The following is a 24,400-nucleotide window of genomic DNA, read 5'->3' as shown; positions in this document are numbered from 1 at the left end:
ACCGTGAATGCTGTTCTCACGGTGTTCACGCCGTCACGAGAGGCGTTCACCCAGGACACCTGGCTACGATGTCCCTACCGGTCGGCATGCCAGAGGAGCCCAGTGGGACTACTTGACAGCTTTGAGAAGGGTCTCGAGCGCGCTGTGAACAGCGCGTTCGCGAAGACCTTCCGCAGCGGCATCCAGCCAGTGGAGATCGCTTCGGCCCTTCGGCGTGAGGCCGACACCAAGGCAGCGGTCGTCAGCCGCGACCGCATCATCGCGCCGAACAACTATGTGGTGCGCCTGAGCAGCGACGACGCCGAACGGATGCGGGGACTCGGCCGCGCCCTGACCGACGAACTGCACGCGCTGCTGAGCAAGCACGCCACCTCCCAGGGATACAGCTTCGCCGGCGCTCTCTCGATCAATCTCGAACCCGATGAGAAGGTCGCGACCGGCACCGTCCGCGTGACCTCTGGCACCGTCGAGGGCCGCGTCAGCTGGCAGGCGGTCATCGACGTCGACGGACGCCGCCATTCCCTCAACAAGGCGCGCACCGTGATCGGCCGCGGCACGGACGCGGAGATCACCATCGCCGACGCCGGGTCCAGCCGCAAGCACGCCGAAGTCCTCTGGGACGGTGAGCGCGCCATGATGCGCGACCTCGGGTCCACCAATGGCACGAAGGTGAACGGGCAGAAGGTGCGCGAGGCCGCGCTCCCCACCGACACCACCATCACCATCGGCCGCACCGACCTCGTCTTCCGCATCGTCCCGATCGCGTCGCCCTCCCGCCCGATGGATGACTCGACCCGCGCGTTCGGGGTGATGCCGTGAGTACTCCGAGTGAACTGGTCCTCCTCCTGCTGCGCGTGGGTTTCCTCGTGCTGCTGTGGTTCTTCGTGTTCGGCGTCGTCTATTCGCTGCGGGCCGATCTGTTCGGCGTGCGCGTGCGCAAGCTTCCCGCCGACGGCGCGGCGGCTGCACCATCCGCCGCGGCGGCACCCATCTCGAAGCCCGCCACGACGAAACCGGCATCCGCGAAGCCCAGCACCGGGCCTGCGACAATCGCGACCGCCAAGAGGCTCGTGATCACCTCGGGACCCAAGGCGGGTCTCGAACTCCCCCTCGGCACCGAGGCCATGACGATCGGCCGCTCGAGCGAGTCGGCCCTCGTCATCCGCGACGACTACACCTCGAGCCATCATGCGCGTCTGATGCTGCGCGGCGACGCCTGGGTCATCCAGGACCTCGACTCCACCAACGGCACCTTCTTCGCCGGCAACCGGGTCACCGGCTCGCCTGTCGCGCTCACCCTCGGCACGCCCGTCAAGGTGGGCGCCACGACTTTCGAGCTGCGAGCCTGACGCCGGCATGGTCTTCGAGGGCTCGAGCGCCGCGATCTCCCATACCGGGAAGATCCGCTCCAACAACCAGGACTCCGGTTACGCCGGCGCGAACCTGTTCGTCGTCGCCGACGGCATGGGCGGCCACGCCGGCGGCGACGTCGCCTCGAGCATCGCCATCCACCGCATGGAACCCCTCGACCAGGGCTACGCGACCACCGACGATGCCCAGGCCTCTCTGCAGGCCGCCGCGACCACCGCTGCCGGGGACCTCATCCGCGCCGCCAGGGAGCGCCCGGAGCTCGCCGGGCTCGGCACCACCCTCAGCGCGATCATCATGGTCGACGAGTACGCGGTCATCGGCCACATCGGCGACTCCCGCATCTATCTCTACCGCGACGACGCGCTGACGCAGATCACTGCCGACCACACCTTCGTGCAGCGCCTGGTCGATTCGGGTCGCATCACGCCGGAGGAGGCCAGGTACCACCCGCGCCGCTCGGTGCTGATGCGGGTGCTCAGCGACATGGACTCCGACCCCGAGCTCGACATGTTCGTCATGCCGACCCTGCCGGGCGACCGCTGGCTGCTCTGCTCGGACGGCCTCTCCGGGGTCGTCGACGAGGCCCACATGCTCAAGGCGATGCGCCTCGGGATGGCACCGGGTCGCACGGCCGACAACCTTCTGAAGCAGGCACTCGACGGCGGCGCCCCGGATAACGTCACGATCGTGCTGGTCGACGTCGGCGGGCACCACCCCCTGTCGTCCGGCACACCGACCATCGTCGGCTCGGCGGCGAACCCCTCCGGCCTCATCGCGCCGTCCGCACGGCCGGCGCGCACGAACTGGCTGCATCCGGTGCGCCAGGCCGCCAACGAGCCGAGCCACTTCGAGCCGGCGGCCGAGTACCTCGAGGAGCTCATCGAGGAAGATCGGCGTCGCGCACGGCGCCGTCGCGTCGGGTGGATCGCCGGACTCCTCGTCGTGCTGGTGATGCTCGGCGTCGCGGCCTTCGCCGCGTACAGCTGGACGCAGACCCGCTACTTCATCGGTGCCGATGACGACAGCGTCGTCATCTTCCAGGGCGTGCAGCAGAACCTCGGCCCGATCGTGCTCTCCACGCCGCTCGACGACACCGACATCCTGCTCGCAGACCTTCCCGAGTACCAGCGCGCCCGGGTGGAGAGCACGATCACGGCGCGCTCGCTCGCCGACGCGATGGCGATCGTCGACCGGCTCCGGGCCGGCGCCGAGGCCAACGTCATCGAAGAGACCCCGCTGCCGACGCCGATGCCGACGACGAGCCCGACGGCAGGCACCCCATGAGCGTCGACGTCACGGCCGACACCAGCGTCATCAAGGCCCTCAAGCGGATTCGGATGCCGCAGACGCAGCGCAACCGGGAGTTCTGGCTGCTGCTGTTCGCCTGCGCCCTCAGCGGTGCCGCACTCACCCTGGTGCAGCTGGGTGCTCTCGGCCTGATCGACCCGATGATCCTCTTCATCGGCGGCGGGCTCGCGGTGCTGGCGTTCGCGCTGCACGTGGTCCTGCGCCTCGTGGCCCGCGACGCCGACCCGTTCGTGCTGCCGATCGCGACCCTGCTCACCGGTCTCGGTATCGCGATGATCTACCGGATCGACCTGGCGAAGGATCTCACCGGCTGGGACGCGTACTCCGCGAAGCAACTCGCGTGGACGGCCATCTCGCTCATCGGCGCCATCGTGTTGGTGATCCTGCTCCGCAATTACCGCATCCTCTTCAACTACACCTACATCTTCGGCCTGTCCGGCATCGTGCTGCTGCTCCTGCCGTTCGTCCCCGGACTGCGCATCCCGGACGCGAATGCCGCCGTCTGGGTGTCGCTCGGCGGCATGTTCGCGTTCCAGCCCGGCGAGCTGGCGAAGATCTGCCTGGCGATCTTCTTCGCCGGCTACCTCGTGCGCACTCGGGAGAGTCTCACCTCTGTCGGCACGCGCTTCCTCGGAATCACCTGGCCGCGCATGCGCGAACTGGGACCGGTGATCGTGGTGTGGTTGATCTCGCTGGGGATCATCGTCTTCCAGCGCGACCTCGGCACCGGAACGCTGATCTTCGGCATGTTCGTCGCGATGCTCTACATCGCGACCGGGAAGACCAGCTGGGTGCTCATCGGCCTGACGCTCGTCGTCGCCGGCGTCGCCCTCGCAACACAGATCCTCTCCTACGTGCGCGGCCGCTTCATCAACTGGCTGTTCCTGTTCGATCCCACTCAGGTCGACCCGGAAGACGCGGGCTTCCAACCGATGCAGGGCCTGTTCGGGCTGGCACACGGCGGACTCATCGGCACCGGCTGGGGCCAAGGCCGCCCGTACGTCACGCCTCTCGCGCACAGCGACTACATCATCACCAGCCTCGGCGAGGAGCTCGGGCTGATCGGCCTGTTCGCGATCCTCGTGCTGTACATGGTGTTCGTGAGCCGCGGGATGCGGATCGGCCTCGCCGGTCAGGATGACTTCGGCAAGCTGCTCGCGACCGGCCTGTCGTTCACCATCGCGCTGCAGGTGTTCATCATGGTCGGCGGCGTGACGCGCGTCATCCCCCTCACCGGCCTCACCACTCCGTTCCTCGCCGCCGGCGGGTCGTCGCTGATCGCGAACTGGCTCATCGTGGCCATCCTGCTGCGGATCTCCGACGCCGTCCGCTCTCAGCCACGGGTGGTGATCGGATGACGAAAGAAATCCGCCGTCTCAGCATCGTGATGCTGTTCATGTTCCTGTCGCTGTTCGCAGCGACGAGCTGGATCCAGGTCGTCGACGCCGAGACCCTCGCACAGAACAGCCACAACCGCCGCACGCAGCTCGACAGCTACGAGATTCAGCGCGGATCGATCATCGTCGACGGCGTCAACATCGCCACCTCGGTGCCCAGCGACGACAAGTACCAGTTCCAGCGGGTGTACACGGATGCCGCGATGTGGGCCCCGGTGACCGGTTACTACAACCCCGCTCTCGGCTCGGCCACGGGCATCGAGCGCGCGATGAACGCGGATCTCTCCGGTACCGGATCGAACGCGTTCTTCGCCGAGATTGAACGCCTCCTCTCCGGCCAGCCGCAGACCGGTTTCAGCGTCGAACTTTCGTTGAACACGGCGGCCCAGCGTGCGGCCTATGAGGCGCTGCAGGGGCTGCAGGGCGCGGTCATCGCGATCGAACCCAAGACGGGTCGCATCCTCGCCATGGCCTCGACCCCCGGCTTCGACACGAACCAGCTGGCCACGCACGACGCGACGGCCGCGAACACGATCTACGAATCCCTGGACGATGACCCGGCGAACCCGCTGTACAACCGCGCGATCGCCGGCGGGCTCAACCCCCCAGGATCGACCTTCAAGATCCTCGTCGCGGCCGCGGCATACGCGAGCGGCGACTGGACTCCGGAGTCGACGCTTCCGAACCCGGCGCGCTACCAGCTGCCCGGATCGTCGAACACCGTGTCGAACGCCTGGGGCGGCGCCTGCGGCGCCGGCGAGACCGTCACCATCGCCGAGGCGCTCCGGCTGAGCTGCAACATCCCGATGGCGGAACTCGCCGTCGAACTCGGCGACAAGAAGATCTTCGAGATGGCCGAGAAGTTCGGATTCAACCGCAGCTTCGAGACGCCGCTCTCCTCGACGCCGTCCAGCTACCCGCGCACCCTCGACGACGCGCAGACCGCCCTCACCGGATTCGGGCAGGGACAGGTCACTGCGACTCCGCTGCAGATCGCGATGGTCGCCGCAGGTATTGCGAATGACGGCGTCGTGATGAACCCGCACATGGTGGATGCCGTGATCGGCAACGACCTGTCGGTGCTGCGCGCCTTCGAGAACACCGAGTTCGGCCGCGCGATCGATGCTGACGTGGCCGACGAGGTGACGGCAGCGATGGTCGCCGGCGTCTCAACCGGAGCAGCGCAGGGTGCAAGAATAGACGGGATCGACGTAGCCGGGAAGACCGGAACGGCCGAGAACGGCAACAAGCCGCACACGTTGTGGTTCACCGGTTTCGCACCGGCGGACGACCCCGCGGTCGCAGTAGCGGTCGTCGTCGAAGACGGCGGCGGACAGGGACAATCAGGATCCGGCGACTCCATCGCCGCTCCGATTGCTAAGAAGGTCATAGAGGCGGTGCTGGGCAGATGAGGCCGACGCAAGGTGTGTCGTTCGGTGGTCGCTACGAGCTGCAATCGCGGATCGCGATCGGCGGCATGGGCGAGGTATGGGAGGCGACGGATCACGTCATCGGACGTACCGTCGCGATCAAGATCCTCAAGGACGAGTACATGGGGGACCCCGGGTTCCTCGAGCGTTTCCGCGCTGAGGCGCGGCACGCGGCACTCGTCAACCACGAGGGCATCGCCAGCGTCTTCGACTATGGCGAGGAGAACGGCAGCGCGTACCTGGTTATGGAACTCGTGCCCGGTGAGGCACTCTCCACGATCCTCGAGCGCGACGGGGCGATGAGCGCCGACAAGACGCTCGACATCGTCGCCCAGACGGCATCCGCACTGCAGGCGGCGCACGCCGCCGGTCTCGTGCACCGCGACATCAAGCCGGGCAACCTGCTGATCACGCCCGACGGCCGTGTGAAGATCACCGACTTCGGCATCGCGCGCATCGCCGACCAGGTTCCGCTGACCGCGACCGGACAGGTGATGGGGACGGTGCAGTACCTGTCGCCCGAGCAGGCATCCGGCCACCCCGCTTCGCCCGCCACCGACACCTACTCCCTCGGCATCGTCGCGTACGAATGCCTGGCCGGCAGACGCCCCTTCACCGGCGAGTCGCAGGTCGCCATCGCGATGGCCCAGATCAACGAGCAGGCTCCGCCGCTGCCGCCGACGGTGCCGATCCCGGTGCAGAACCTCGTGATGGCGATGATCGCGAAGAAGCCCAGCGATCGACCGTCGTCGTCTGCCACCGTCGCCCGCGCCGCTCAGGCGTTGCGTCGCGGTGACCTGAACTCCGCGGCGATCGCTGTTCCCGCCATCGCCGGCGGCGCCGCCGGTGACGATGACGCCACCCGCATGTTGACCGGCGTCGCGGGCGCAGACTCCACCCGCCTCCTTCCGACTACGGCATCCCTCCCCGTCGAGGGTGCCGAGGCGGAGAAGGAGAAGAAGAAGCGCAGCCCGTGGACGTGGCCGCTCATCGCTCTGATCGTCCTTCTTCTCGTCGTGCTCGGCGGAACAGTCTGGATGCTGATGAATCCCGCGAAGGACGGCGCAGATCCGACGACGCCTCCGCCGACGACTGCAAGCTCCACGCCGACTCCGAAACCGACTCCGACGAAAGCGCCCGAGGTGCCTCCGGTCAACGTCGACGGGCTCAACCTCGTCGGGATGACCTGTGATGAGGCCCTGGCGGCGGCGACGGCCGCCGGACTCGTGCCGACCTGCCAGGACGGCGGCACGCCCGCGCCGTCCGAAGATCTCGCCGGCACCGTCGAGGCGGTGAGCCCCCGCGGCTCGGTCAAGACGGGCACGCCGATCACCCTCACGCTCTACATCGGCGCGGTGCAGGTGGGCGGGCCGACTTCGGCTCCGACGCTCAGCGGCCCGGCGATGGCAGGCCAGAAGATCACCCTGAACTGGACGAACTTCGAGTGCCCGTCCGGCCTGCCGGTGCGCAGCGCCTACGAGGTCACCCTCACGAACGCCACGTTCGACGGGACCGCAACAACGCAGAGTTTCGCCGCCAGTGTCCGCAACGCGCAGATCACGATCAATCCGGACACCGCCGGCCAGAACGTGACCGCGACGTACCGCGCCTTCTGCGGCGAGAGTCGTCCGTCCGACAACTCTCCGCAGATGGAGGAGCCGATCCTTCCCGGCCTTCCGGATGGCGAGGAATCAGGCAATTAACGTAGTCCGCGCCGTAGTCTGAGAACAGCTTCACCAGTCGTACCAGGGGGTCAATCCGTGTCCATAGAGCAACGCGTTCTCGCGGGTCGATACCGCGTCGACGAGCTCATCGGGTACGGCGGCATGGCGAAGGTCTATCGCGGTCAGGATCTGACGCTCGGCCGCGAGGTGGCGATCAAGATCCTCGACCCCGATCTCGCCCGTGACACGGCCTTCCGCACCCGGTTCCGCCTCGAGGCGCAGGCGGCGTCGCGGATGTCGCATCCATCGATCGTGCGCGTCTACGACGCCGGCGACTCGACGACGACCTCGGGGGCTGCCGGGTCCGAGGACCCCCCGTACATCGTGATGGAGCTGGTCAAGGGCACGCTGCTGAAGGACATCATCGCAGGGGGTCCGGTACCGGTCGCCGACGCCGTGCGCTATATCGACGGCATCCTCGAGGCTCTGGACTACTCGCATCGCGCCGGGGTCATCCACCGCGACATCAAGCCGGGCAACGTGATGGTGACCGACAAGGGCCAGGTCAAGGTCATGGACTTCGGTATCGCACGCGCGGTGTCCGACTCGTCGTCGACCGTTGCCGAGACCACGCAGATCATCGGCACCGCCGCGTACTTCTCACCGGAGCAGGCGAAGGGTGAACCGGTCGACGCCCGCGCCGACCTGTACTCCACCGGCGTCGTGCTCTACGAACTGCTCACCGGACGGCAACCGTTCCGTGGCGAATCGCCGGTCGCCGTCGCGTACCAGCACGTCAGCGAGACCCCGGTGCCGCCGACCGAGGTCAACGACGAGTCTCCGGGCGCCCTCGACCCGATCGTGCTGCGAGCACTCGCGAAAGACCCGTACCAGCGCTTCCCGGATGCCTCGAATTTCCGTGCCGCTCTCGACGCCGCCACAACTGGACACGCGCCGAGCCGCAAACAGCTCGGCGCGCTGACCAGCGAACTGTACGGCCCGAGTCCGCGCCACGCGCAGGAGACGGCACGTTCCCTCCGGCAGCTCAGCACGGACACGACGATGGCCCGCACCCAGTCGGGGCCGCCGGTGGCGTGGATCTGGGCCGGGGTCGCACTACTCGCGGTGCTGCTCGTCTCCGTGCTCTTCTGGGTTCTCACTATCAGCATGCGCCCGCCGGAGGTGCCGAGTTCGGCGGTCACCGTTCCCGATCTCGTGAACGTCTCCGCCGAGCGCGCGCAGGAAGACCTGGGCAAACTCGACCTCACCGCCAAACTCGTGCTCGAGTCGAGTACCGACATCGTCGAAGGCAACGTGATCCGCACGGATCCCGAGCCGGGCGTCACCGTGGCCGAGGGCGATTCGATCACCGTCTATGTCTCGACGGGAGTCAAGACATCCGTCGTGCCATCGCTGGAGGGCTTGTCCCGCACGGCTGCCGAGGCGGCTCTCACCGCCGCCGGTCTGGAGATCGGCTCCGTGATCCAACGCAACGACAAGAGTCTCGCGGCCGACACCGTGATCGAGGCGAGCGAGGCGGCAGATTCCGAGGTCGCGCCTGGCACCGCGATTAATCTCGTCGTCGCCAGCGGCAAGGTCACGCTCGATGACGTCACGGGCTGGACGCTGACCTCTGCAACGACCGCTCTCGAAGATCTCGGCCTGGTCGCGACGCACGTACCGCTCACGGACTGCGCGGCGACGAACCCGAACACCGTGGCCTCGATGTCGGTGGCTCCGGGCGACGTGGCCGTCGGATCGCCGATCGAGCTGCGCTACTGCACGGGCAAATGAACATCTCCGACGTGCCATTCGGCACCATCGACTGGGCGTCGATCGAGCCCACCGTCCACCCGGGAACCAGCGGAGAGGCGCACTGGCGCACGCAGGAGTTCGGGGGAATCCGTGTCCGGATGGTCGACTACACCCCCGGCTACCTCGCTGATCATTGGTGCACCAAGGGACATGTGCTGCTGTGCCTCGAGGGAACCCTCGAGACCGAACTCGACGACGGCCGGAAGCTGACCCTGTCACCGGGGACCTCGTACCAGGTCGCCGACATGGCAGAAGCGCACCGTTCCTCCACGGCCACGGGTGCGAAGCTCTTCATCGTCGACTAGGCAGCCCGGGAAGCCGCTTCGCCGACGACTAATGCTCCGACGCGTTCCTGATCTCGACGGCGGTTCCGGAAACCGTGATCCCGCCCGACTCGGGGATCTCGACGGTCAGGATACTGGGCCGTCCGACGTGCTCGCCCTGGTGGATGACGAGGGACGCGGGTGGAGACACCAAGCCGTGCGCGCGTACGAAGGCGCCAATCGCGGCGGCGGCTGAGCCGGTCGCCGGGTCTTCCGTGATCCGGCCGACGGGGAAGATGTTCCTGGCGGTGATGCCACCATCGACCGTGCCGTGAATGATCACTATCGTCGCCGGCCAGCCATTGCGATCCATCAGCGATCGCGCCGCAACAGGGTCGAAGGCGAACGAGTCGAACACCGTCCGATCGGAGAGCGCGAGCAGCGGATGAATGTTGCCGGCGAACACGAGGGCAGGCGGCATCACCCGGCTCACGTCACCCGCGCCCACACCGATCAGGTCCGTCAGCTGCGCGAGCGTTTCGTCGGCCATCGGCTCGACAACGGGTTCGACGCTCGTGAACGAGGCGCTCACTGCTCCGTCTGAGCGCGCGGTGCGGATGATGATCGGTCCCACAGGGGTGCGGAACGTGAGTTCCCCCACCTGCACGTGATCGTGCTCGACCAGGGCCACCGCGGTGGCTATCGTCGCGTGCCCGCAGAACGGGACTTCAGCGATGGGCGAGAAGTACCGAATCGACGGGTTGGATTCGCCGACTCCCGTGACGAAGGCCGTCTCTGCGTAGTCCACTTCGGCCGCGATACGTTGCATGGCAGCGTCATCGAGTCCTTCGGCGTGCAGGACGACACCCGCCGGGTTCCCCCCTGCCGGGTCCGAGGTGAACGCCGCCGACCTGATAACAGTGACCATCAGCCCACGCTAACTCACTCCGCGGAGAGGGGGTGCAGGGACGCCGAGCGCCGCACGGCATCCCGATCGCCGCAGAGCTCGAGCCAGTTCGCGAGCAGCCGGTAGCCGCCTTCGGTGAGCACGCTCTCGGGGTGGAACTGCACCCCGAGAATCGGGAGGTCGGCGTGTGCGATCGCCATGACGGTTCCGCTGTCGGTTCGCGCGGTCACGACGAGCTCCGGCGGTAGGTCGGATGCCGCCAGGGCGAGGGAGTGGTAGCGCCCGACCTCGAATCGCGAGGGGATGCCGGTGAACAGCGTCGAGCCATCATGGACGACCGTCGACACCATGCCGTGCATCAGCTCGGGCGCCTCCGTCACTGCGGCACCGAACGCCTCGCCGATCGCCTGATGGCCGAGGCACACGCCGAGCAGCGGCATCCGCATCCGCGCCGCGATCCGCACCGCCTCGAGCGAGGCTCCGGCGTCGGAGGGGGTCCCGGGTCCGGGGGAGAGCATGACCGCCTCATACTGCGGGAGCAGCCGCTCGAGACCATCGGCATCGACCGCATCCGCTTCGATCATCGCGACGTCAGCACCCAGCTCACGCAGGTAGCCGACCAGGGTGTGCACGAAGCTGTCGTGGTTGTCGACCACGAGCACGCTGGTCATTCGAGGTCGACCTCGCCGGGGGTCACGAACGGACTCACCCAGGGGAAGACGTAGAAGAACAGCCCGTACAGGACCGCGGCGATCACGACGAGCAGGATGAGCAACCGCAGCCACCACGGACCGGGCAGCAGGCGCCAGAGTGCGGCGTACATCAGTCGTCTCCTTCGTCGGTGTCCATACTCACCCTCACACCGACGGCGCGGCCGGTGCCGGCGGCGGATCGGTCAGTGCTTTCGGCGGTCCCTCGGCCCGGGGCTGGAAGCTCTCGAAGACACCGTAGGCGACGATCCGCTCGGCGAGAGAGTACAGCGGTGAACAGGCGGTGAGAGTGATGTACCGCTCCCCGGTCTGCGCGCCCGGCATCTGCGGAACGTCGAGCAGCACATCGACAGCGCTCGGCTGCACATACTCCAGCGTGCGGAACCGGTAGGTGTACCAGCCGTCGGGCGTCTCGACGACGATCGCGTCGTTCAACTGCAGCTTGTCGATCTGATTGAACGGCTTGCCCCAGGTGGTGCGGTGGCCCGCCATCGAGAAGTTCCCGACCTCGCCGGGCATCTTCGAGTCCTTGTAGACGCCGATGCCGAGGTCGTCGAGGGTGCGCGCGCGCGAGGTGCCGCCGTAGATCCCGAAGTTGTAGTCGGCCCCGAACCGCGGAATGATCATCTGCCCGAACCACTCGGCGTCCGCAGGCGCCGCCGGGATCACCGGCTCGTAGAAGGTGGTGCCGTCTTCGGCCTTGACGAGCGGCGGCGGGGGCGGAGCCGGAGCCTCGGCCAGCTGCTGCGAGATGGCTGCGCCTTCGTCGTTCTTCTGCGCCGCGATGATGATGTCACCGATCCACATCTGCCAGGCGACGAACAGCATCACCAGCACGCCGGCCGTGAGCAGCAGCTCGCCGAGAACACTCGTGAACGTCGCACGGCGGCGGGCCGCACCGCGACGCGTTCGTCGTGTCCCGGACACGGCGGATGCAGTCATGGCGCGATCCTATCCCGCGGCGGTGAACAGAACCCCGAGAGGCACAGGGACGCCGGTGACGCTCGAATCGGCTGCGGGGCTCTTCGGTGGATACGCGGACACATGGGTAGAATGTCGGCATGGCACGAGACCGCAATTCCGAAGAACCCGTTGTCGAGCGCGCCGAGGGCGATGCCGCTCCCAACGCGGTGTGGTTCAAGCCGGTGATGATCGGCTTCATGCTGCTCGGACTCGCCTGGATCCTCGTCTTCTACATCTCCGGCACGACGTTGCCGATCCCCGGCATCGGCAACTGGAACCTCGGCATCGGCCTCGGCATCGCCCTGATCGGCTTCCTGATGACGACGCGCTGGCGCTGAACCCCACCTCTGCTTTTCCGAAAGGACTCCTCGCGCAGCGAGGGGTCCTTTCGCTTGTCCACGGAGTTACCGACTCGCGGCGTAAGGGCGGAGGGATGTTCTCGGAGTGAGCATCGGGAGGGGCCCGCGAAGCGGGAAGGAACCCGCTCTGCGAACGAAGAGAACATCCCGGAGCCCGCCACCAAAAGCGGCGATCCACGGAGTTATCCACAGGCTTGTGCACAGGGTGGGGAGAATTACACGGTTGTTATTCACAGGTGTTAACAAACCTGTTAAGAACCTCTGACCAGGCCTGATCAGGCGAGAAGGATCAGCGGTGGGATGAAGGCGACGATCACGAGCAGGATCACGGCGACGGCCGTGAGCAGGATGATCTGCAGGGTGCGCTGCTCGCGACGGCGGGTTCTGGTCAAGATGAAGGCGATCAGTGCCCCCACAATGGCGCCACCGAGGTGGGCCTGCCAGGCGATGCCCCCGACGAAGAAGCCGAACGCGAAGTTGATGCCGAGGATCACGAGGATCCCGGTGACATTGGCGCCGAGATGACGCCCGATGATCAGCAAGGACGCCATCAGGCCGAAGATCGCGCCGGATGCTCCCACCGTCGCCGTGGTCGGAGCGATGACGGCGACGGCCACCGATCCGCCCAGGCCGCTGATCAGGTAGAGCGCGAGGTAGCGGGCGCGGCCGAGCATCGGCTCGAGGGTCTGCCCGAGCATCCACAGCGCCAACATGTTCAGGGCGAGATGGACGAAGCCGCCGTGCACGAGCATCGCAGTCAACAGACGCCACGGCTCGAACGGGTAGGGCGAGAGGCTTGGGTACAGGTAGGGGGCCGCGAACAGCAACGCGTCCGTGATCTGGCCACCGACGCCGGGAATCATCTGGAGCAGGCTGATGAAGGAGGTCACCGCGAGCAGTGCGTAGGTGACGACGGGTTTGCCGCTGCGGACGGCGGTGATGGTGCCGCCGCCTCCCCAGCGACGCTGTGCGCGCTTCTGGGCGGGGGTGCGATTCTTGCGCTCTGCCGTCATGCACTCCGGGCAGATGACGCCGACCGGCGCCTGCGTCTGGCACTCGGGGCAGACGGTGCGCATGCAGCGCTGGCAGAGCACGAAGCTCTGCCGATCCGGATGCCGGTAGCAGAAGTTGTCACGATTGCCCGTGAACTCGGAGCTCGTCATCCGGATCGGCAGCGCGGGTCAGGCCGCGACGATGTCGACCGACTGCAGCACGACCGGCTCGATCGGGCGGTCGCCGGCAGCGGTGGGCACAGCGGCGATCGCGTCGACGACAGCCTTCGAGGCGTCATCGGCGACGGCGCCGAAGATGGTGTGCTTGCCCATGAGCCACGGGGTCGGGTCGGTGGTGATGAAGAACTGCGAGCCGTTGGTGCCCTCGAGGTCGCCAGTGGCGGGGTTGCGGCGCAGGCCGGCGTTCGCCATCGCGAGGATGTAGGGCGCGTCGAAGTTGAGCTCGGCGTTGATCTCGTCGTTGAAGTTGTAGCCGGGGCCGCCGACGCCCTGACCGAGCGGGTCGCCGCCCTGGATCATGAAGTTCGGGATGATGCGGTGGAAGACGACGTCCTTGTAGAGAGGACCCTCACCGGGCTTGCCGGTGGCGGGGTGCGTCCAGTCCTGGGTGCCGTCGGCGAGGCCGACGAAGTTCTTCACGGTCTTCGGGGCCTGGTCGCCGAAGAGGTTGATGACGATGTCACCGTGGTTGGTGTGCAGGGTCGCGACGTGGGAAGCATGAGGCATGTCCCTATTCTCGCAGAGCTTGTGGTGAGTTCGCCCGGTCCAGGGCGATCGGGGCGCAGAAGGTAGCGCGCCGCATCCGATCTGGCAAGGGTCGGGTGATTCCCTCCCCACTTCCAGACTCGTCTGGCAAGATGGGGAACCCGTACTCCAATGGACAGGAGAGCATCGTGAGCCTCAGCCGCAAGCGCAAGAAGGAACTGCGACGTCTGCAGCACGACGCCACCGAGCTGTGGGAGTCGCAGCAGGTGCTCGTCGGACACGCAGCCGACGTCGCCCGTGAGGCGAGCCGACAGCTCGCCGGCCTCGGCCGCGAGCAGGTGCTCCCCGTCGTGCAGGACACCTACAACCGCCGCGTCGCACCGGTCGTCGACCGTAGCGTGAAGATCGGTCGTCACGTCGTCGACGACAAGGTCGTCCCGATCGTCGGCGGCGTCGTCGGAAGTGCCCTCACGGCATGGGACTTCGCGAACGCCAAGCGTCACGGCGTCGCAGTTCCTGCACCTCGTGGAGCCTTCGGCAAGAAGCAGAAGTCGGGACCCGGCCTCGGCTCCGTCGTGGCGATCATCCTCGGTGCAGCCGCAGCTGTCGGCGTGCTCTACGCCGCATGGCAGGCGCTGCGCGCCGACGACGAGCTCTGGGTGGCGGACGACCCGCTGTCCGCGCCTGACGCGTGAGCACAGCCGACCTGGTCGGCGAAGAGTCGGTACCTGCTGACAGCGGTGATCGTCATGCCCGGGTGCAGGATGCGGCCACCGCGCATGGCCTCGCCATCGAGATCCGCGAACGCCCGAAGGCGAACAGCCTTGCGGAGGCGGCCGAGCTTCTCGGCATCCTGCCATCGGGAATCGTGAAGACCCTCGTCGTCAAGCGCGCCGACGACACGTATCTGTTCGCGCTGATCCCAGGCGGCCGATCCATCTCGTGGCCCAAGCTGCGCGCCGTGGTCGGCGTCAACAAGCTGCGGCTGCCAGAGCCGGAACTCGCCCTCGCCGCAACCGGCTATGAGCGCGGCACGATCGTGCCGATCGGCAGCAGCACGGAGTGGCCGATCTTCGCCGACGAGTCGATCGTGGGGCGACGGATCGCGATGGGGGCGGGATCGCACGGCTACAGCCTGTTCGTCGAGGCCGACGATCTCATCGCCGCCTACGGCGCGACGGTCGCCGACATCTCGGTGCCCGAGACCACACGCGATTGACGCGGTCGACTACAGGATCTTCGCCATCCGCAAAGCGATGTCGACGAGCTTGACGCGCTGAAGCTCGGCGACCGCCGGCAGCGTGAACCAGTCGGCCATGTCCGTCGATCCGTCGGTCTCGAAACGGAGTTTTCCGCCCGTGACCCGCGCCCGATAGACGATGCGCAGGGTGTGCAGGGGAGCGTCGGCCCGCTGCTGGCCTGGGCGGTTCACCCGTTGCGTCGCCGGGATGACGCGGGAGTGGATGCCGAGCAACTCGCCGACCTGCACGCTGTAACCGGTCTCCTCACGGAGCTCACGACGGACCGCTTCCTCGGGGTCTTCGCCGGGTTCCAGTCCTCCGCCCGGCATGGTCCACGCGACGCGGCGTCCCTCGATCCAGCGCGCCAGCAGGATCCGGTCATCGTCATCGGTGACGACCGCGTATGCCGCGACCCGCATATCCATGGCTCTCACCATAGTCGTCCGATGGAATCAGACGACGCGGCTGCCCGCCAGATAGGTGGCCCGCACCACGGTCATCGCGAGATCCTCCGGTGGCACTGCGACCGGGTCGCGGTCGATGACGATGAAGTCGGCGAAGAGTCCCGGCGCGAGCGCGCCGACCTCGTGCTCGCTGAACAGCTGCCACGCCGCGTTCGTGGTGTGTGCGCGGAGGGCCTGATCGCGCGTCACCGGGGTTCCCCCGGGCATCCGGTAGCCGTTGCGGGTCGTACGGGTCTCGGCGACCGCCATATTGCGGAATGGCTCGTTGGGGGTGACCCAGCCGTCATTGTGGAAGGTCGCCCGGTGACCGGCGGCGAAGGCTGCTCCGGCGTCGGCCCATGCGCCGCCGCGCTCCGCACCGAAGAGATCATCGACGAGCACCTCTCCCCAGTAGGTGATGTGGTCGACGAAAAGGCTGACGGTGACGCCGAGGGACGCCGCGCGCCGGAACTGCGCGGCGGTCATCGCCCCGCAATGCTCGAGGCGGAAGCGGTGATCGCTGAGTCCGTGCCGGGTGATGATCTGCTCGTACACGTCGAGGGTCGCTTCGATGGCACGGTCGCCGTGCGCATGGCAGGCCAGTTGCCAGGCGCCGGCCGCGTACGGCTCCGCGATCGCGAGCAACTGGTCGGCTGTGTAGTTCGCGCGACCGACATGGTGCGGCTCGAGCCCCAGGTCACGGGTGGACTCGGTGTCGAGGTAGGGGAAAGAGGTGGCGATGTTCCCGATCCAGGGCGAACCGTCGGACCACGTCTTCACTCCGACCTGACGGATCACGGAGTCGCCCTGGCCCCGCGGGGCTGCTGTGCCTCCAGGATGGGACATCTCGTACCAGCGCAGCCGCACCGGGAGCGCACGGTTCGCGCGCAGGGCCTCGATGAGGGGGTTGAGATCGGGATTCCAGGAGAGGTCGGACACGGTCGTGATCCCGCGCGCAGCCAGATCTCGCAGATGCGCGCTGAGCAGGCGGGGGAGATGCTGCTGCGCACTCGCGAGCATCGGCGCGACGAGCTTCTCGACGGCTGCTTCCTCCAATGCGACGCCGGTGAGGGCGCCGTCGGAGTCGCGCCCGAACGAGGCGCCGGCGGGGTCCGGAGTACGACCGTCCACACCGGCAGCGCGGGCGGCGGCGCTGTTGAAGTAGGCGGAGTGGCCGGAGTTGTGGATGATGACAAGAGGCACGGATCCTGCGAGTTCATCGAGGAAGCGGATATCGGGGTCTGGGAGACCCCGCTGCAGCAGGGCATCCCACCCGTTCGCGAAGACCGCCTCACTGCCGGCATCCGCCACCGCCGCCCTGAGAGCGGCGAGCACGCCGTCTGCATCGGGGATCGTGACGGGGCGGATGTCGACGACGAGATCAGAGAGCAGAATCGACGAGTACGCCGGGTGGCCGTGCGGTTCGATGAGTCCTGGCATGATCCAGCCGTCGAGCGCGACGATCTCGGCATCCGGGAATCGAGCGGCCATCTCCTCGGCGGTGCCGATGGCCACCACTCGTCCGACCTCGACAGCCATCGCCTCCGCCTCGGCATCGGTCACGGGTGAGAGGGGACGGATGCGGCCGGTGAAGACTGTCGTCATGGCGACAGTCTCTCGGATGCTCCGCCCGGCGCGCCAGGACGGCACCGGCCACTGCCGGAAGCGATCAGAAATCGAGAAGCATCGATGAGCGCACGCGCGTATCCTCGGATCCATCAGGCGTCACCGAACGAGAGGATCCGCTGATGACCGAGGAAACGAAGAACTTCACCGACGAAGAGCGTGAAGCCATGCAGGCCGCCGCCAAGGAATCCAAGGCGCGGCGCTCACGGGCGAAGAAGTCTCCGGAGGAACAGCGGGCGGAGGGTGAAGCGGATCTCAAGGAGGCCATCGCCAAACTCCCGGACACCGCGGACCAGAAGCTCGCGTTGAAGCTGCACGATCTGGTCTCGAAGGTCGCGCCAGAGCTCGTCCCGCGCACGTACTACGGCATGCCCGCCTGGGGCAAGGACGGCAAGGTCCTGTGCTTCTTCCAGCCGGCGAGCAAGTTCAAGGTGCGCTACGGCACCTTCGGCTTCGAACCGATCTCGAACCTCGACGACGGCACCGTCTGGCCCACCGCTTACGCCGTCACCGATCTCACCGACGCAGACCTGGAGTTCTTCGCGGAGCGCATCCGTCTCGCCGTGAGCTGATGCGCCGTGCGGAGTAGCGTGGGGCGGGTGAGCACCCTTCCCTTCGCAACCTCCGTGTACGCCGCCCGTCTCGACCGTGCCGCTGACCTCGCCGCCGAGGCGGGCTTCGATGGGATGATCATCGGCCCAGGACCCGATCTGCAGTATCTGGCCGGCGTCGAAGGCGACACGATCGAGCGCCTGACGGCGCTGATCGTCCGCCCCGGCCGACCGGCCACCGTGGTGGTTCCGCATATGGAGCTCGCCAAGGTGCGCGACACCGCGATCGGTGAACTCGGCCTCACCATCGCCGACTGGGTCGACGGTGAGAATCCGTACGACCTCGTCGCCGAGGCCCTGGGATCGGCATCGCGCGTGGGTATCTCGGACGCGCTCACGGCCCTGCACGTGATCCCGATCGGGGAACGCCTCGGGGTGCGCCTGGAACTCGCCACGCCGGTGCTGCGCGAGGGGCGGATGATCAAGGATGCCGCCGAGATCGCCGAACTGCGCCGGGCCGGCGCCGCCATCGACGCCGTGCATCGCCGGGTGCCGGAATGGTTGCGCGCCGGCCGGACCGAACGCGAAGTGGCTGCAGACATCGCCGAGGCCATCGTCGCCGAGGGGCACCGCACGGTCGAGTTCGTCATCGTCGGATCAGGACCGAACGGAGCCGACCCGCACCACGAGGTGTCGGATCGCATCATCGAGAACGGCGACATCGTCGTGGTCGACATCGGGGGAGCGGTTCCCAGCGGATACAACTCCGACAGCACGCGGACATACGTGGTCGGAACACCGACGCCCGAGGCATCCGATCGCATCGCTGTGCTCGTGCGTGCGCAGCAGGCTGCGGTAGACGCAGCCCGACCCGGAGCGACGGCTTCGGAGGTGGATGCTGCCGCACGAGAGGTGCTCTCCGACGCCGGTCTCGGCGACGCCTTCGTGCACCGCACCGGTCACGGGATCGGCGTCTCGGTGCACGAAGAGCCGTACATCGCTCCGGGCAACGACCTGGTGCTGCGGGAGGGGATGGCGTTCAGCATCGAGCCCGGAATCTACTTCGCAGGCGAGTGGGGTGCGCGCATCGAGGACATCGTCGTCGTGACCGCCGACGGCAGCGAGCGACTGAACGTCGTCGAGCATGGGCTGATCCCCGTTCCCTGACACGCACGAACTGCTCTCACTTCATCGGAGTGAGAGCAGTTCGTACGTCGCCGTGCGGGGAGGGTCAGGCGACGCCGCGGCGGCGGATCAGAATGAGTCCGCCGGCGGCCATCAGTGCGAGCGCGACACCCGCGACGCCCGCCCAGAGCCCCGCATCCGCTCCGGTCGTGGCAAGCCCACCGCCGTCAGAGTCTCCTGGCTGCGTCGGGTTACCGGGGGTGCCGGGGTTGCCGGGCTCCGCGGCCGCCTTCACGGTGAGAGTCACTTCGCTGCTGCGGTCGCCTTGCACGAGAGCGACCGGGTGGGCGCCCGGTGCGGCGTTCGCAACCCTCAGCGTGTATGACACGTGGCCCGCCGCGTTCGCGGTGACGACGCCGACCTCTTGTCCGTCGAAGAACACGGACACATCCTGACCGGGCGTGAACCCGGTTCCGGTGAGCAGCACACCGGTCGTCGCGAGGGCGTCCGGCGCGATCGAGGACAGGCTCAGCACCAGCTGCGGGTCACCGGGGAGCGGGTCTTCGGTGACGGTCAGAACCGCCTCACCGAGGACGTCGCCGGGGGCAAACCCAGGGCCCTGGACGAGCCGCACGGTGTGCGCGCCCGGAACAGCGTCGGCGATCGTGAACGAGGCAGACCCCGTACCGGTGGCGGAGGCCGTGAACGCGGCCACCTCGACTCCGTCGAACAGCACGCGCACCGGAACGTCCGCGGGGAGCCCTTCGGCCGTGACGTCGACACCGTCGGTCTCGAGAGCACCGGTGGCGATCGTGGTCGGCGAGAGGGTCACCTCGGCCGGATCGATCGGGTCTGCGGTCACGACGATCGTGTCAGATGCCTCCCACTGTCCGCTGCGCAGCAGCACCGTCGACGTTCCGACACCGACGCCGGCGCGGGTGATCGTGGTTGCGACCGATCCGTCGGCGCTGCTCGTCGCCGTCGAGACGACGGCGCCGTCGAACAGCACCTCGATCTCGGCGTTCTCCGGGAAACCCGTTCCCTCGACCTGCACACCGGTGTCGGCGAGCGCCGACTGCGTGAGCGTCTCGGGGAGCACGGCCACCGTCGGGTCGTACACGATCGGGTCGGCGGTCACCTCGAACGAGCTGCTCGCGCTCCACTGACCACTGGTCAGGACGACCGGATACTGCGCAACCGCGGCCCCCGACTTCACGTACGTGTACGACACGTCGCCGGTACCGGAGGAGTCCACCGTCGCAACGGGCTCACCGGCGACCTGGATCGAAACCGGCGCATTGGGCGGGAACTCGGCGCCGGAGATCTGCACGCCGCCCGCGGCCATCGCGGAAACCGTGAGCTTGTCCGGCGAGACCGCCGCCGTCGGGTCGTAGACGATCGGGTCCGCTTCGACGGTCAGCGTCGCGGATGCCGCCCACTGACCGTTCGTCAGCGTGATGCTGTGGGCCCCGACGGCCGCGCCGGCGTGAACCAGGGTGTAGCTGAGCGATCCGTCGGTGCCGCTCGTCACGGTCGAGACGACCGATCCATCGAAGGCGATGTCGACAGGAACCGAGGCGGGGAATCCGGCGCCGGTGACAGTCACGCCCGCCCCGCCGAGCCGGGAGACCGTCGCGGTCGCAGGATCGACCGCCGCGGTGGGATTGTAGGTCGGGTCTTCGATGATGGTCAGGGTCGTTTCGGCCGAGCGGATGCCGCTGACCAACCGCATCGTGTGATCGCCGACCGTCGCGTTCGGCCAGGAGAGGAGCACCTCGACGTCACCCTCGGCGTCGGCGGTGCGCGCGGCAGCCTGCTGTCCGTCGATGACGAGGTTGACCGTGCTCCCCGGCGCGAAGCCCGCACCGGTGATGCGCACAGCGCCCGCAGGATCGGTGATCTGGGAGAGCGTCGCCGGGTTCGGCGACACCGAGATGGTCGGCGCCGCGGCATCGATCGCCGCTTCGTAGGTGAATTGCTGGCCGCTGCAGAACAGGCCGGTACCGATCATGTCCGCGGCGTTCGAGCCCGCGCTCGTGACGGTGCCGTCCGCGTGGAAGACACCGCCCAGCCAGTACTCCGCGCTGTAGTCCGCATCGATCTGGTACGTCCAGTTCGCCGAGAATGAGCCGTCAGCCGCGATGGCGGTGTCCGGAATCGCGTTGAAGGCGAGAGGGGTCTGGATCGGAGGAACGCCGCACGCGATCCATGCGGTCGTGGCGACGTCGGTGACCATCCCGCCCTCGACGGTGATCGAGAAGTCGTAGCCGTGGCTGTTCTCACCGACGTAGACGCCGTCTTCCGTGGCGGCGTGGGCGGGAGCCGCGATCGCGACGGCACTGAAACCGACGGCGAGGGCGACGCTTGTCACGGCACCGAGAAGACGGGAGGCGCGGGAGCGTGGATGCGATGTCATCGAGCTGTTCCTGACGAGAAGGGGGGCGAACACAATCAGGCTCAGGCTATGAAGGCCGCGATGCGTGCCGCATCCGTAGAAATACGGGAGTTCTTCGAATGACTCGAGAAACTGGTCCTGACCAGCGTCATCCCGATATCCTTCATGTGTTCGAGAAGAGGGGGCCGCATGTTCATCGGGCGTATGGCCGAACTCACCCGACTTCGCTCGCACCTCACCGACCCGGACGACAGCGCGCACCGCGTCGTGCTGCTGGAGGGTCCGATCGGGATCGGCAAGACAGCCGTGGTGAACGAGTTCCTGCGGTCCGGCCTCACCGAGCGCGTGCTCTTCAGCCGCCCGGCCGAACTCGCCACGAACATCCCTCTTGATGGCATCCGCTCGATCATCGAAGAGCTCCTCGATGAGGACCTCCCGGTCCTCCTGGCGGAGCAGCGACCGGCGCGCGTCCTCCTGCGCAGCATTCGCGAAGGCCTCGCCGCCGAACCGACCGTCATCGTGATCGACGACGCCCATTGGCTCGACGCGCCGGCGCGCGACATCATCGAGCGCCTCCTGTCGGAACCTTCGCCCACCCCCCTCTCCTTCCTCTTCGTCTTTCGCACCGGAGCAGCACCCGAAACCCTGATCCGTGCGGCCACGCGTGGAGGATCCGCCGTGCACCGCGTCATACTCGGGCCGCTCGACGAAGCGGATTCGGCGGCGCTGCTGGCAGCTCACGGCGCCCAGGGGAAGGGGTACATCGAGCTCGCCGCCGGAAACCCTCTCTTCCTCCGCCTGCTCGCGGAATCCGGCCGCGGTGACCACGCCGACGACGTCTCGCATCAGGAGATCGGTGACACGCTGCGCGGCGAACTCCTCACTCTGGGCGAGGAATCACGTCGTGTGATGCAGGCGCTGTCACTCACGCCCCCCGTCGCACCGGAGACGCTCGGCGCCATCGCGGATCTGGGCGTCGGGGACATCGCCCAGGCGGCTGACCGCCTGGCGCAGCGCGGCCTGATCGAGGCCGAGAGCCTGCGGGTCGTGCATCCCTTCATCCGCGCAGCCGCCTACCGCAGCATGACGCCCCAGGAACGGCGACTGGCCCATCGCACGGCGGCTCGCAGCGCTTCCAACGTCCTTCAGCAGGCATCGCACCTGCAGCATCTCGGCTCCCATCTCACCTCGGATGAGCTGGAGACCGTCCTCGAAGCGGCGGGGATCGTCTTGGCGACGTCGCCGCAGAGCTGCATCGCCATGCTTCACCGCAGTCGTCGCATTCCGCACCGTGCGCGCGATCTGATGCTGGCCCGCGCCCTCCTCATCGACGGGCAGCCCGTCGAAGCCGAGTCATTGCTGCGCGAAGTGCATTCCACGAAGGAGTCGACCGGGGAGTCCTTTGCCCTGCTGATCCAGTCCCTCCGCATCCAGAGCCGCCCCGATGAGGCGGTCGAACTGGTGCGGGAGGCACGAGCGATGACACTCGATCCGGAGGTCGCCCTCGAACTCGTGACGCTCGAAGTGATGCACGACAGTGATTCCGAGGTGGCCTCACGCACCTGGCTGGAGCAGAACGACGGCGACGTACCCGCTTACGCCGCCGCACTCGCCGGCCTGCGCGCCCTCGCGTCCCTCCGGGAAGGCGACCTTGCGCGCGCGAGGACCTCGTACCAGGTGGCGAAGGACGGCTTCTCGGACCTGCCAGCATCCGAGATGCTGCTGGTGATCGATGTGACCACGGCGATGGGGTGGTGCGCGCACTTCCTCGCCGACTTCGCAGAGGGTGCCCGTTTTCTCGAGCGCGCGATCCGCCTGGCGGAGACGCACGGACGCTTCCATGTGCTCCCTCACCTCTATCTGATTCTGGGCTTCATCTACATTCCCCTCGATCGATGCGAGGAGGCCGAGGAGCTCATCGAGCTCGCGATCGACGCGGCAGAGAAGTACAACTGGCCGGATGCCGTTCCCCTCGCCCTCACGGCATCGATCGTCGCAGCACCGGGCAGGGTCGGACCGGAGGAGATCGTCGCCCGATATCAACGTCTCGCCGCAGCAGGACTCCCGCAGGTCGGCTGGTGGCGCCGCATCGTACGACTGATGCGGTCTCGGGCAGAGATTCTGCTCGGGATCCCGGTGGATGCCTCGGAGCTCGACGTCGCCGACGGGGACATCTTCGCCTCGCAGAAGCACATCGGTCTGGGAGAACTCGCGTTGAAGCGCGGGGATGCTGCCGCCGCTCTTCGTCATGCAGACGCGGCGATCGCGTGGGGTGTCGAGGCGGAGCATCCGTCGCAGGCGGGCCACGGCACCCTGTTCCGCGCCCAGGTCCTGGTGACTCTTGACCGCGCCGAGGAGGCTCTGGGGGAAGCCCAGCGGGCCGCGGAACTCTTCGACGAGGCCGGCGCTCTCCTCTATCGCCGCCTCGCGCGCGCGTGGCTGGCTCAGCTGTCCGATCGCATCGAGACGGCGGGCCTCCGCCTCGACCAGCTCACACCACGGGAGCGCGATGTCGCGGACCTGGTCGCGGACGGCCACAGCAATCGGGCGATCGCCGAAAGGCTGCACCTGAGTCCCCGGACCGTGGAGAGCCATGTCGCCCGGATCCTGCAGAAGACAGGGCTGCGCTCGCGGGCCGGCCTTGCCCGGCACCTGGACGCCGGACGACAGACCGCCCCGCTCGAGCAGGCGCCCTGATCAGCCGACGGCTGTGCCCTCCAGTTCCACCAGCTGACCGGGGATCGCCAGTCGACTGACCCCGAGCATCGTCGTGGTCGGCGCGATCTGTGCCGCTCCCAGCCGAGCGGCGAGGACGCCGTAGTGGGGGAACAGCAGGTCGACGTCGGTCGTGTACACGTTGAGGCGGATGAGGTTCGCCAGCGTCATGCCCGCGCCGTCGAGCACGGCTTCCAGGTTGTCGACGGCGAGGGCCAGCTGTGCAGCCATATCGCCGTCATGCTGGGGAACGCCCTCCGCGCTCATCGCAGTCTGTCCCGAGATGTACAGGGTGCGGGTGTGCCCGGAGACGATCTCACCCTGGTTGAATCCCAGTTCCTGCGACCACGTCACCGGGTTGACCGCTGTTCGTTCGATTGCCACTTCAGCTCCATTCGA

The 24,400-nt window shown here is 67.6% G+C and carries 24 protein-coding genes; 14 read left to right on the top strand and 10 right to left on the bottom strand.

Going from position 1 to position 24,400, the window contains the following annotated elements; translation table 11 throughout:
- The first annotated feature begins 102 nt into the window (after window positions 1-102).
- From MRBLWH12_RS14265 to MRBLWH12_RS14230, 8 genes are read left to right on the top strand one after another with little or no spacing between them, the layout of a single operon-like run.
- On the top strand, window positions 103-819 hold the full coding sequence (locus MRBLWH12_RS14265; RefSeq protein WP_363550008.1) for a DUF3662 and FHA domain-containing protein: 717 nt from the start codon (window positions 103-105) through the stop codon (window positions 817-819).
- Complete coding sequence (locus tag MRBLWH12_RS14260; RefSeq protein WP_363550005.1) at window positions 816-1,349, top strand: FHA domain-containing protein FhaB/FipA; 534 nt, start codon at window positions 816-818, stop codon at window positions 1,347-1,349. The genes MRBLWH12_RS14265 and MRBLWH12_RS14260 overlap by 4 nt, the downstream gene beginning before the upstream one ends.
- Window positions 1,350-1,356: 7 nt before the next feature.
- A complete protein-coding gene (locus MRBLWH12_RS14255; protein ID WP_363550003.1) occupies window positions 1,357-2,655 on the top strand; it encodes a PP2C family protein-serine/threonine phosphatase in 1,299 nt (432 codons plus the stop codon).
- On the top strand, window positions 2,652-4,037 hold the full coding sequence (locus tag MRBLWH12_RS14250) for an FtsW/RodA/SpoVE family cell cycle protein (RefSeq protein WP_363550001.1): 1,386 nt from the start codon (window positions 2,652-2,654) through the stop codon (window positions 4,035-4,037). The genes MRBLWH12_RS14255 and MRBLWH12_RS14250 overlap by 4 nt, the downstream gene beginning before the upstream one ends.
- Window positions 4,034-5,488 (top strand): peptidoglycan D,D-transpeptidase FtsI family protein, encoded by a 1,455-nt coding sequence (locus MRBLWH12_RS14245; RefSeq protein WP_363549999.1) that lies wholly within the window; start codon window positions 4,034-4,036, stop codon window positions 5,486-5,488. The genes MRBLWH12_RS14250 and MRBLWH12_RS14245 overlap by 4 nt, the downstream gene beginning before the upstream one ends.
- Window positions 5,485-7,209, top strand: coding sequence for a serine/threonine-protein kinase (locus MRBLWH12_RS14240; protein WP_363549997.1), 1,725 nt, complete (start codon window positions 5,485-5,487; stop codon window positions 7,207-7,209). Before MRBLWH12_RS14245 ends, MRBLWH12_RS14240 begins: the two co-directional genes overlap by 4 nt.
- Window positions 7,210-7,266: 57 nt before the next feature.
- Entirely contained in the window at window positions 7,267-8,964 is a 1,698-nt protein-coding gene (gene pknB / locus MRBLWH12_RS14235) for a Stk1 family PASTA domain-containing Ser/Thr kinase (protein ID WP_363549995.1), read from the top strand.
- Window positions 8,961-9,290: a DHCW motif cupin fold protein gene (locus MRBLWH12_RS14230; RefSeq protein ID WP_363549993.1), complete on the top strand. Its 330-nt coding sequence runs from the start codon at window positions 8,961-8,963 to the stop codon at window positions 9,288-9,290. The genes pknB and MRBLWH12_RS14230 overlap by 4 nt, the downstream gene beginning before the upstream one ends.
- Before the next feature lie 28 nt (window positions 9,291-9,318).
- Here MRBLWH12_RS14230 and MRBLWH12_RS14225 read toward each other — a convergent pair whose 3' ends face one another.
- The 4 genes from MRBLWH12_RS14225 to MRBLWH12_RS14210 are packed head-to-tail and all read right to left on the bottom strand — an operon-like array spanning window position 9,319 to window position 11,807.
- A complete protein-coding gene (locus MRBLWH12_RS14225; RefSeq protein ID WP_363549990.1) occupies window positions 9,319-10,176 on the bottom strand; it encodes a PhzF family phenazine biosynthesis protein in 858 nt (285 codons plus the stop codon).
- Window positions 10,177-10,190: 14 nt separating this feature from the next.
- The gene (locus tag MRBLWH12_RS14220; protein ID WP_363549988.1) at window positions 10,191-10,826 is read right to left on the bottom strand and encodes an anthranilate synthase component II; all 636 of its coding nucleotides are present in this window, start codon (window positions 10,824-10,826) and stop codon (window positions 10,191-10,193) included.
- A complete protein-coding gene (locus MRBLWH12_RS14215; RefSeq protein WP_341976654.1) occupies window positions 10,823-10,978 on the bottom strand; it encodes a hypothetical protein in 156 nt (51 codons plus the stop codon). Before MRBLWH12_RS14215 ends, MRBLWH12_RS14220 begins: the two co-directional genes overlap by 4 nt.
- Before the next feature lie 34 nt (window positions 10,979-11,012).
- The gene (locus MRBLWH12_RS14210; protein ID WP_363549986.1) at window positions 11,013-11,807 is read right to left on the bottom strand and encodes a class E sortase; all 795 of its coding nucleotides are present in this window, start codon (window positions 11,805-11,807) and stop codon (window positions 11,013-11,015) included.
- 119 nt (window positions 11,808-11,926) lie between these two features.
- Here MRBLWH12_RS14210 and MRBLWH12_RS14205 point away from each other — a divergent pair, with 119 nt between their 5' ends.
- Window positions 11,927-12,166: a cell division protein CrgA gene (locus MRBLWH12_RS14205; RefSeq protein ID WP_341976656.1), complete on the top strand. Its 240-nt coding sequence runs from the start codon at window positions 11,927-11,929 to the stop codon at window positions 12,164-12,166.
- A 296-nt stretch (window positions 12,167-12,462) separates the two neighbouring features.
- On the opposite strand, the gene MRBLWH12_RS14200 is transcribed toward MRBLWH12_RS14205, so the two are convergent.
- Together MRBLWH12_RS14200 and MRBLWH12_RS14195 are read right to left on the bottom strand one after the other, a co-directional pair.
- Window positions 12,463-13,350, bottom strand: coding sequence for a rhomboid family intramembrane serine protease (locus tag MRBLWH12_RS14200; RefSeq protein ID WP_363549983.1), 888 nt, complete (start codon window positions 13,348-13,350; stop codon window positions 12,463-12,465).
- An 18-nt stretch (window positions 13,351-13,368) separates the two neighbouring features.
- The gene (locus tag MRBLWH12_RS14195; protein ID WP_341976658.1) at window positions 13,369-13,926 is read right to left on the bottom strand and encodes a peptidylprolyl isomerase; all 558 of its coding nucleotides are present in this window, start codon (window positions 13,924-13,926) and stop codon (window positions 13,369-13,371) included.
- Between the two features lie 167 nt (window positions 13,927-14,093).
- On the opposite strand from MRBLWH12_RS14195, the gene MRBLWH12_RS14190 reads away from it, so the two are divergent.
- Together MRBLWH12_RS14190 and MRBLWH12_RS14185 are read left to right on the top strand one after the other, a co-directional pair.
- Complete coding sequence (locus MRBLWH12_RS14190; RefSeq protein ID WP_341976659.1) at window positions 14,094-14,600, top strand: DNA helicase; 507 nt, start codon at window positions 14,094-14,096, stop codon at window positions 14,598-14,600.
- A gap of 62 nt (window positions 14,601-14,662) precedes the next feature.
- Window positions 14,663-15,124, top strand: a complete 462-nt coding sequence (locus tag MRBLWH12_RS14185) for an aminoacyl-tRNA deacylase (protein WP_363551380.1) — start codon at window positions 14,663-14,665, stop codon at window positions 15,122-15,124.
- 9 nt (window positions 15,125-15,133) lie between these two features.
- Here MRBLWH12_RS14185 and MRBLWH12_RS14180 read toward each other — a convergent pair whose 3' ends face one another.
- Window positions 15,134-15,571, bottom strand: coding sequence for an NUDIX hydrolase (locus tag MRBLWH12_RS14180; protein WP_363549979.1), 438 nt, complete (start codon window positions 15,569-15,571; stop codon window positions 15,134-15,136).
- Window positions 15,572-15,598: 27 nt separating this feature from the next.
- Complete coding sequence (locus MRBLWH12_RS14175; RefSeq protein WP_363549976.1) at window positions 15,599-17,194, bottom strand: amidohydrolase; 1,596 nt, start codon at window positions 17,192-17,194, stop codon at window positions 15,599-15,601.
- Between the two features lie 143 nt (window positions 17,195-17,337).
- Here MRBLWH12_RS14175 and MRBLWH12_RS14170 point away from each other — a divergent pair, with 143 nt between their 5' ends.
- A complete protein-coding gene (locus tag MRBLWH12_RS14170) occupies window positions 17,338-17,787 on the top strand; it encodes a DUF1801 domain-containing protein (protein ID WP_341976662.1) in 450 nt (149 codons plus the stop codon).
- A 27-nt stretch (window positions 17,788-17,814) separates the two neighbouring features.
- Entirely contained in the window at window positions 17,815-18,933 is a 1,119-nt protein-coding gene (locus MRBLWH12_RS14165) for a M24 family metallopeptidase (RefSeq protein ID WP_363549973.1), read from the top strand.
- 64 nt (window positions 18,934-18,997) lie between these two features.
- Here MRBLWH12_RS14165 and MRBLWH12_RS14160 read toward each other — a convergent pair whose 3' ends face one another.
- On the bottom strand, window positions 18,998-21,307 hold the full coding sequence (locus tag MRBLWH12_RS14160; protein ID WP_363549970.1) for a hypothetical protein: 2,310 nt from the start codon (window positions 21,305-21,307) through the stop codon (window positions 18,998-19,000).
- Between the two features lie 168 nt (window positions 21,308-21,475).
- Here MRBLWH12_RS14160 and MRBLWH12_RS14155 point away from each other — a divergent pair, with 168 nt between their 5' ends.
- Window positions 21,476-23,983: an AAA family ATPase gene (locus MRBLWH12_RS14155; RefSeq protein ID WP_363549968.1), complete on the top strand. Its 2,508-nt coding sequence runs from the start codon at window positions 21,476-21,478 to the stop codon at window positions 23,981-23,983.
- Here MRBLWH12_RS14155 and MRBLWH12_RS14150 read toward each other — a convergent pair whose 3' ends face one another.
- The gene (locus MRBLWH12_RS14150; protein WP_363551378.1) at window positions 23,984-24,379 is read right to left on the bottom strand and encodes a RidA family protein; all 396 of its coding nucleotides are present in this window, start codon (window positions 24,377-24,379) and stop codon (window positions 23,984-23,986) included.
- Between the last annotated feature and the right edge of the window lie 21 nt (window positions 24,380-24,400).

Source organism: Microbacterium sp. LWH12-1.2 (assembly GCF_040675825.1).
Taxonomy (GTDB): domain Bacteria; phylum Actinomycetota; class Actinomycetes; order Actinomycetales; family Microbacteriaceae; genus Microbacterium.
The sequence above is the reverse complement of the archived record's forward strand: the minus strand, read 5'-3'. Positions and strand labels throughout refer to the sequence as shown.

What these genes read in the sequence shown, in the direction of transcription:
- MRBLWH12_RS14195 (WP_341976658.1), bottom strand. Translation starts at nt 13,926, where the DNA reads ATGCCTCATGCTTCCCACGTCGCGACCCTGCACACCAACCACGGTGAC.
- MRBLWH12_RS14205 (WP_341976656.1), top strand. Translation starts at nt 11,927, where the DNA reads ATGGCACGAGACCGCAATTCCGAAGAACCCGTTGTCGAGCGCGCCGAG.
- MRBLWH12_RS14240 (WP_363549997.1), top strand. Translation starts at nt 5,485, where the DNA reads ATGAGGCCGACGCAAGGTGTGTCGTTCGGTGGTCGCTACGAGCTGCAA.
- MRBLWH12_RS14200 (WP_363549983.1), bottom strand. Translation starts at nt 13,350, where the DNA reads ATGACGAGCTCCGAGTTCACGGGCAATCGTGACAACTTCTGCTACCGG.
- MRBLWH12_RS14255 (WP_363550003.1), top strand. Translation starts at nt 1,357, where the DNA reads ATGGTCTTCGAGGGCTCGAGCGCCGCGATCTCCCATACCGGGAAGATC.
- MRBLWH12_RS14180 (WP_363549979.1), bottom strand. Translation starts at nt 15,571, where the DNA reads ATGGATATGCGGGTCGCGGCATACGCGGTCGTCACCGATGACGATGAC.
- MRBLWH12_RS14215 (WP_341976654.1), bottom strand. Translation starts at nt 10,978, where the DNA reads ATGTACGCCGCACTCTGGCGCCTGCTGCCCGGTCCGTGGTGGCTGCGG.
- MRBLWH12_RS14250 (WP_363550001.1), top strand. Translation starts at nt 2,652, where the DNA reads ATGAGCGTCGACGTCACGGCCGACACCAGCGTCATCAAGGCCCTCAAG.
- MRBLWH12_RS14245 (WP_363549999.1), top strand. Translation starts at nt 4,034, where the DNA reads ATGACGAAAGAAATCCGCCGTCTCAGCATCGTGATGCTGTTCATGTTC.
- MRBLWH12_RS14155 (WP_363549968.1), top strand. Translation starts at nt 21,476, where the DNA reads ATGTTCATCGGGCGTATGGCCGAACTCACCCGACTTCGCTCGCACCTC.
- MRBLWH12_RS14210 (WP_363549986.1), bottom strand. Translation starts at nt 11,807, where the DNA reads ATGACTGCATCCGCCGTGTCCGGGACACGACGAACGCGTCGCGGTGCG.
- MRBLWH12_RS14220 (WP_363549988.1), bottom strand. Translation starts at nt 10,826, where the DNA reads ATGACCAGCGTGCTCGTGGTCGACAACCACGACAGCTTCGTGCACACC.
- MRBLWH12_RS14175 (WP_363549976.1), bottom strand. Translation starts at nt 17,194, where the DNA reads ATGACGACAGTCTTCACCGGCCGCATCCGTCCCCTCTCACCCGTGACC.
- MRBLWH12_RS14160 (WP_363549970.1), bottom strand. Translation starts at nt 21,307, where the DNA reads ATGACATCGCATCCACGCTCCCGCGCCTCCCGTCTTCTCGGTGCCGTG.
- MRBLWH12_RS14230 (WP_363549993.1), top strand. Translation starts at nt 8,961, where the DNA reads ATGAACATCTCCGACGTGCCATTCGGCACCATCGACTGGGCGTCGATC.
- MRBLWH12_RS14170 (WP_341976662.1), top strand. Translation starts at nt 17,338, where the DNA reads ATGACCGAGGAAACGAAGAACTTCACCGACGAAGAGCGTGAAGCCATG.
- MRBLWH12_RS14225 (WP_363549990.1), bottom strand. Translation starts at nt 10,176, where the DNA reads ATGGTCACTGTTATCAGGTCGGCGGCGTTCACCTCGGACCCGGCAGGG.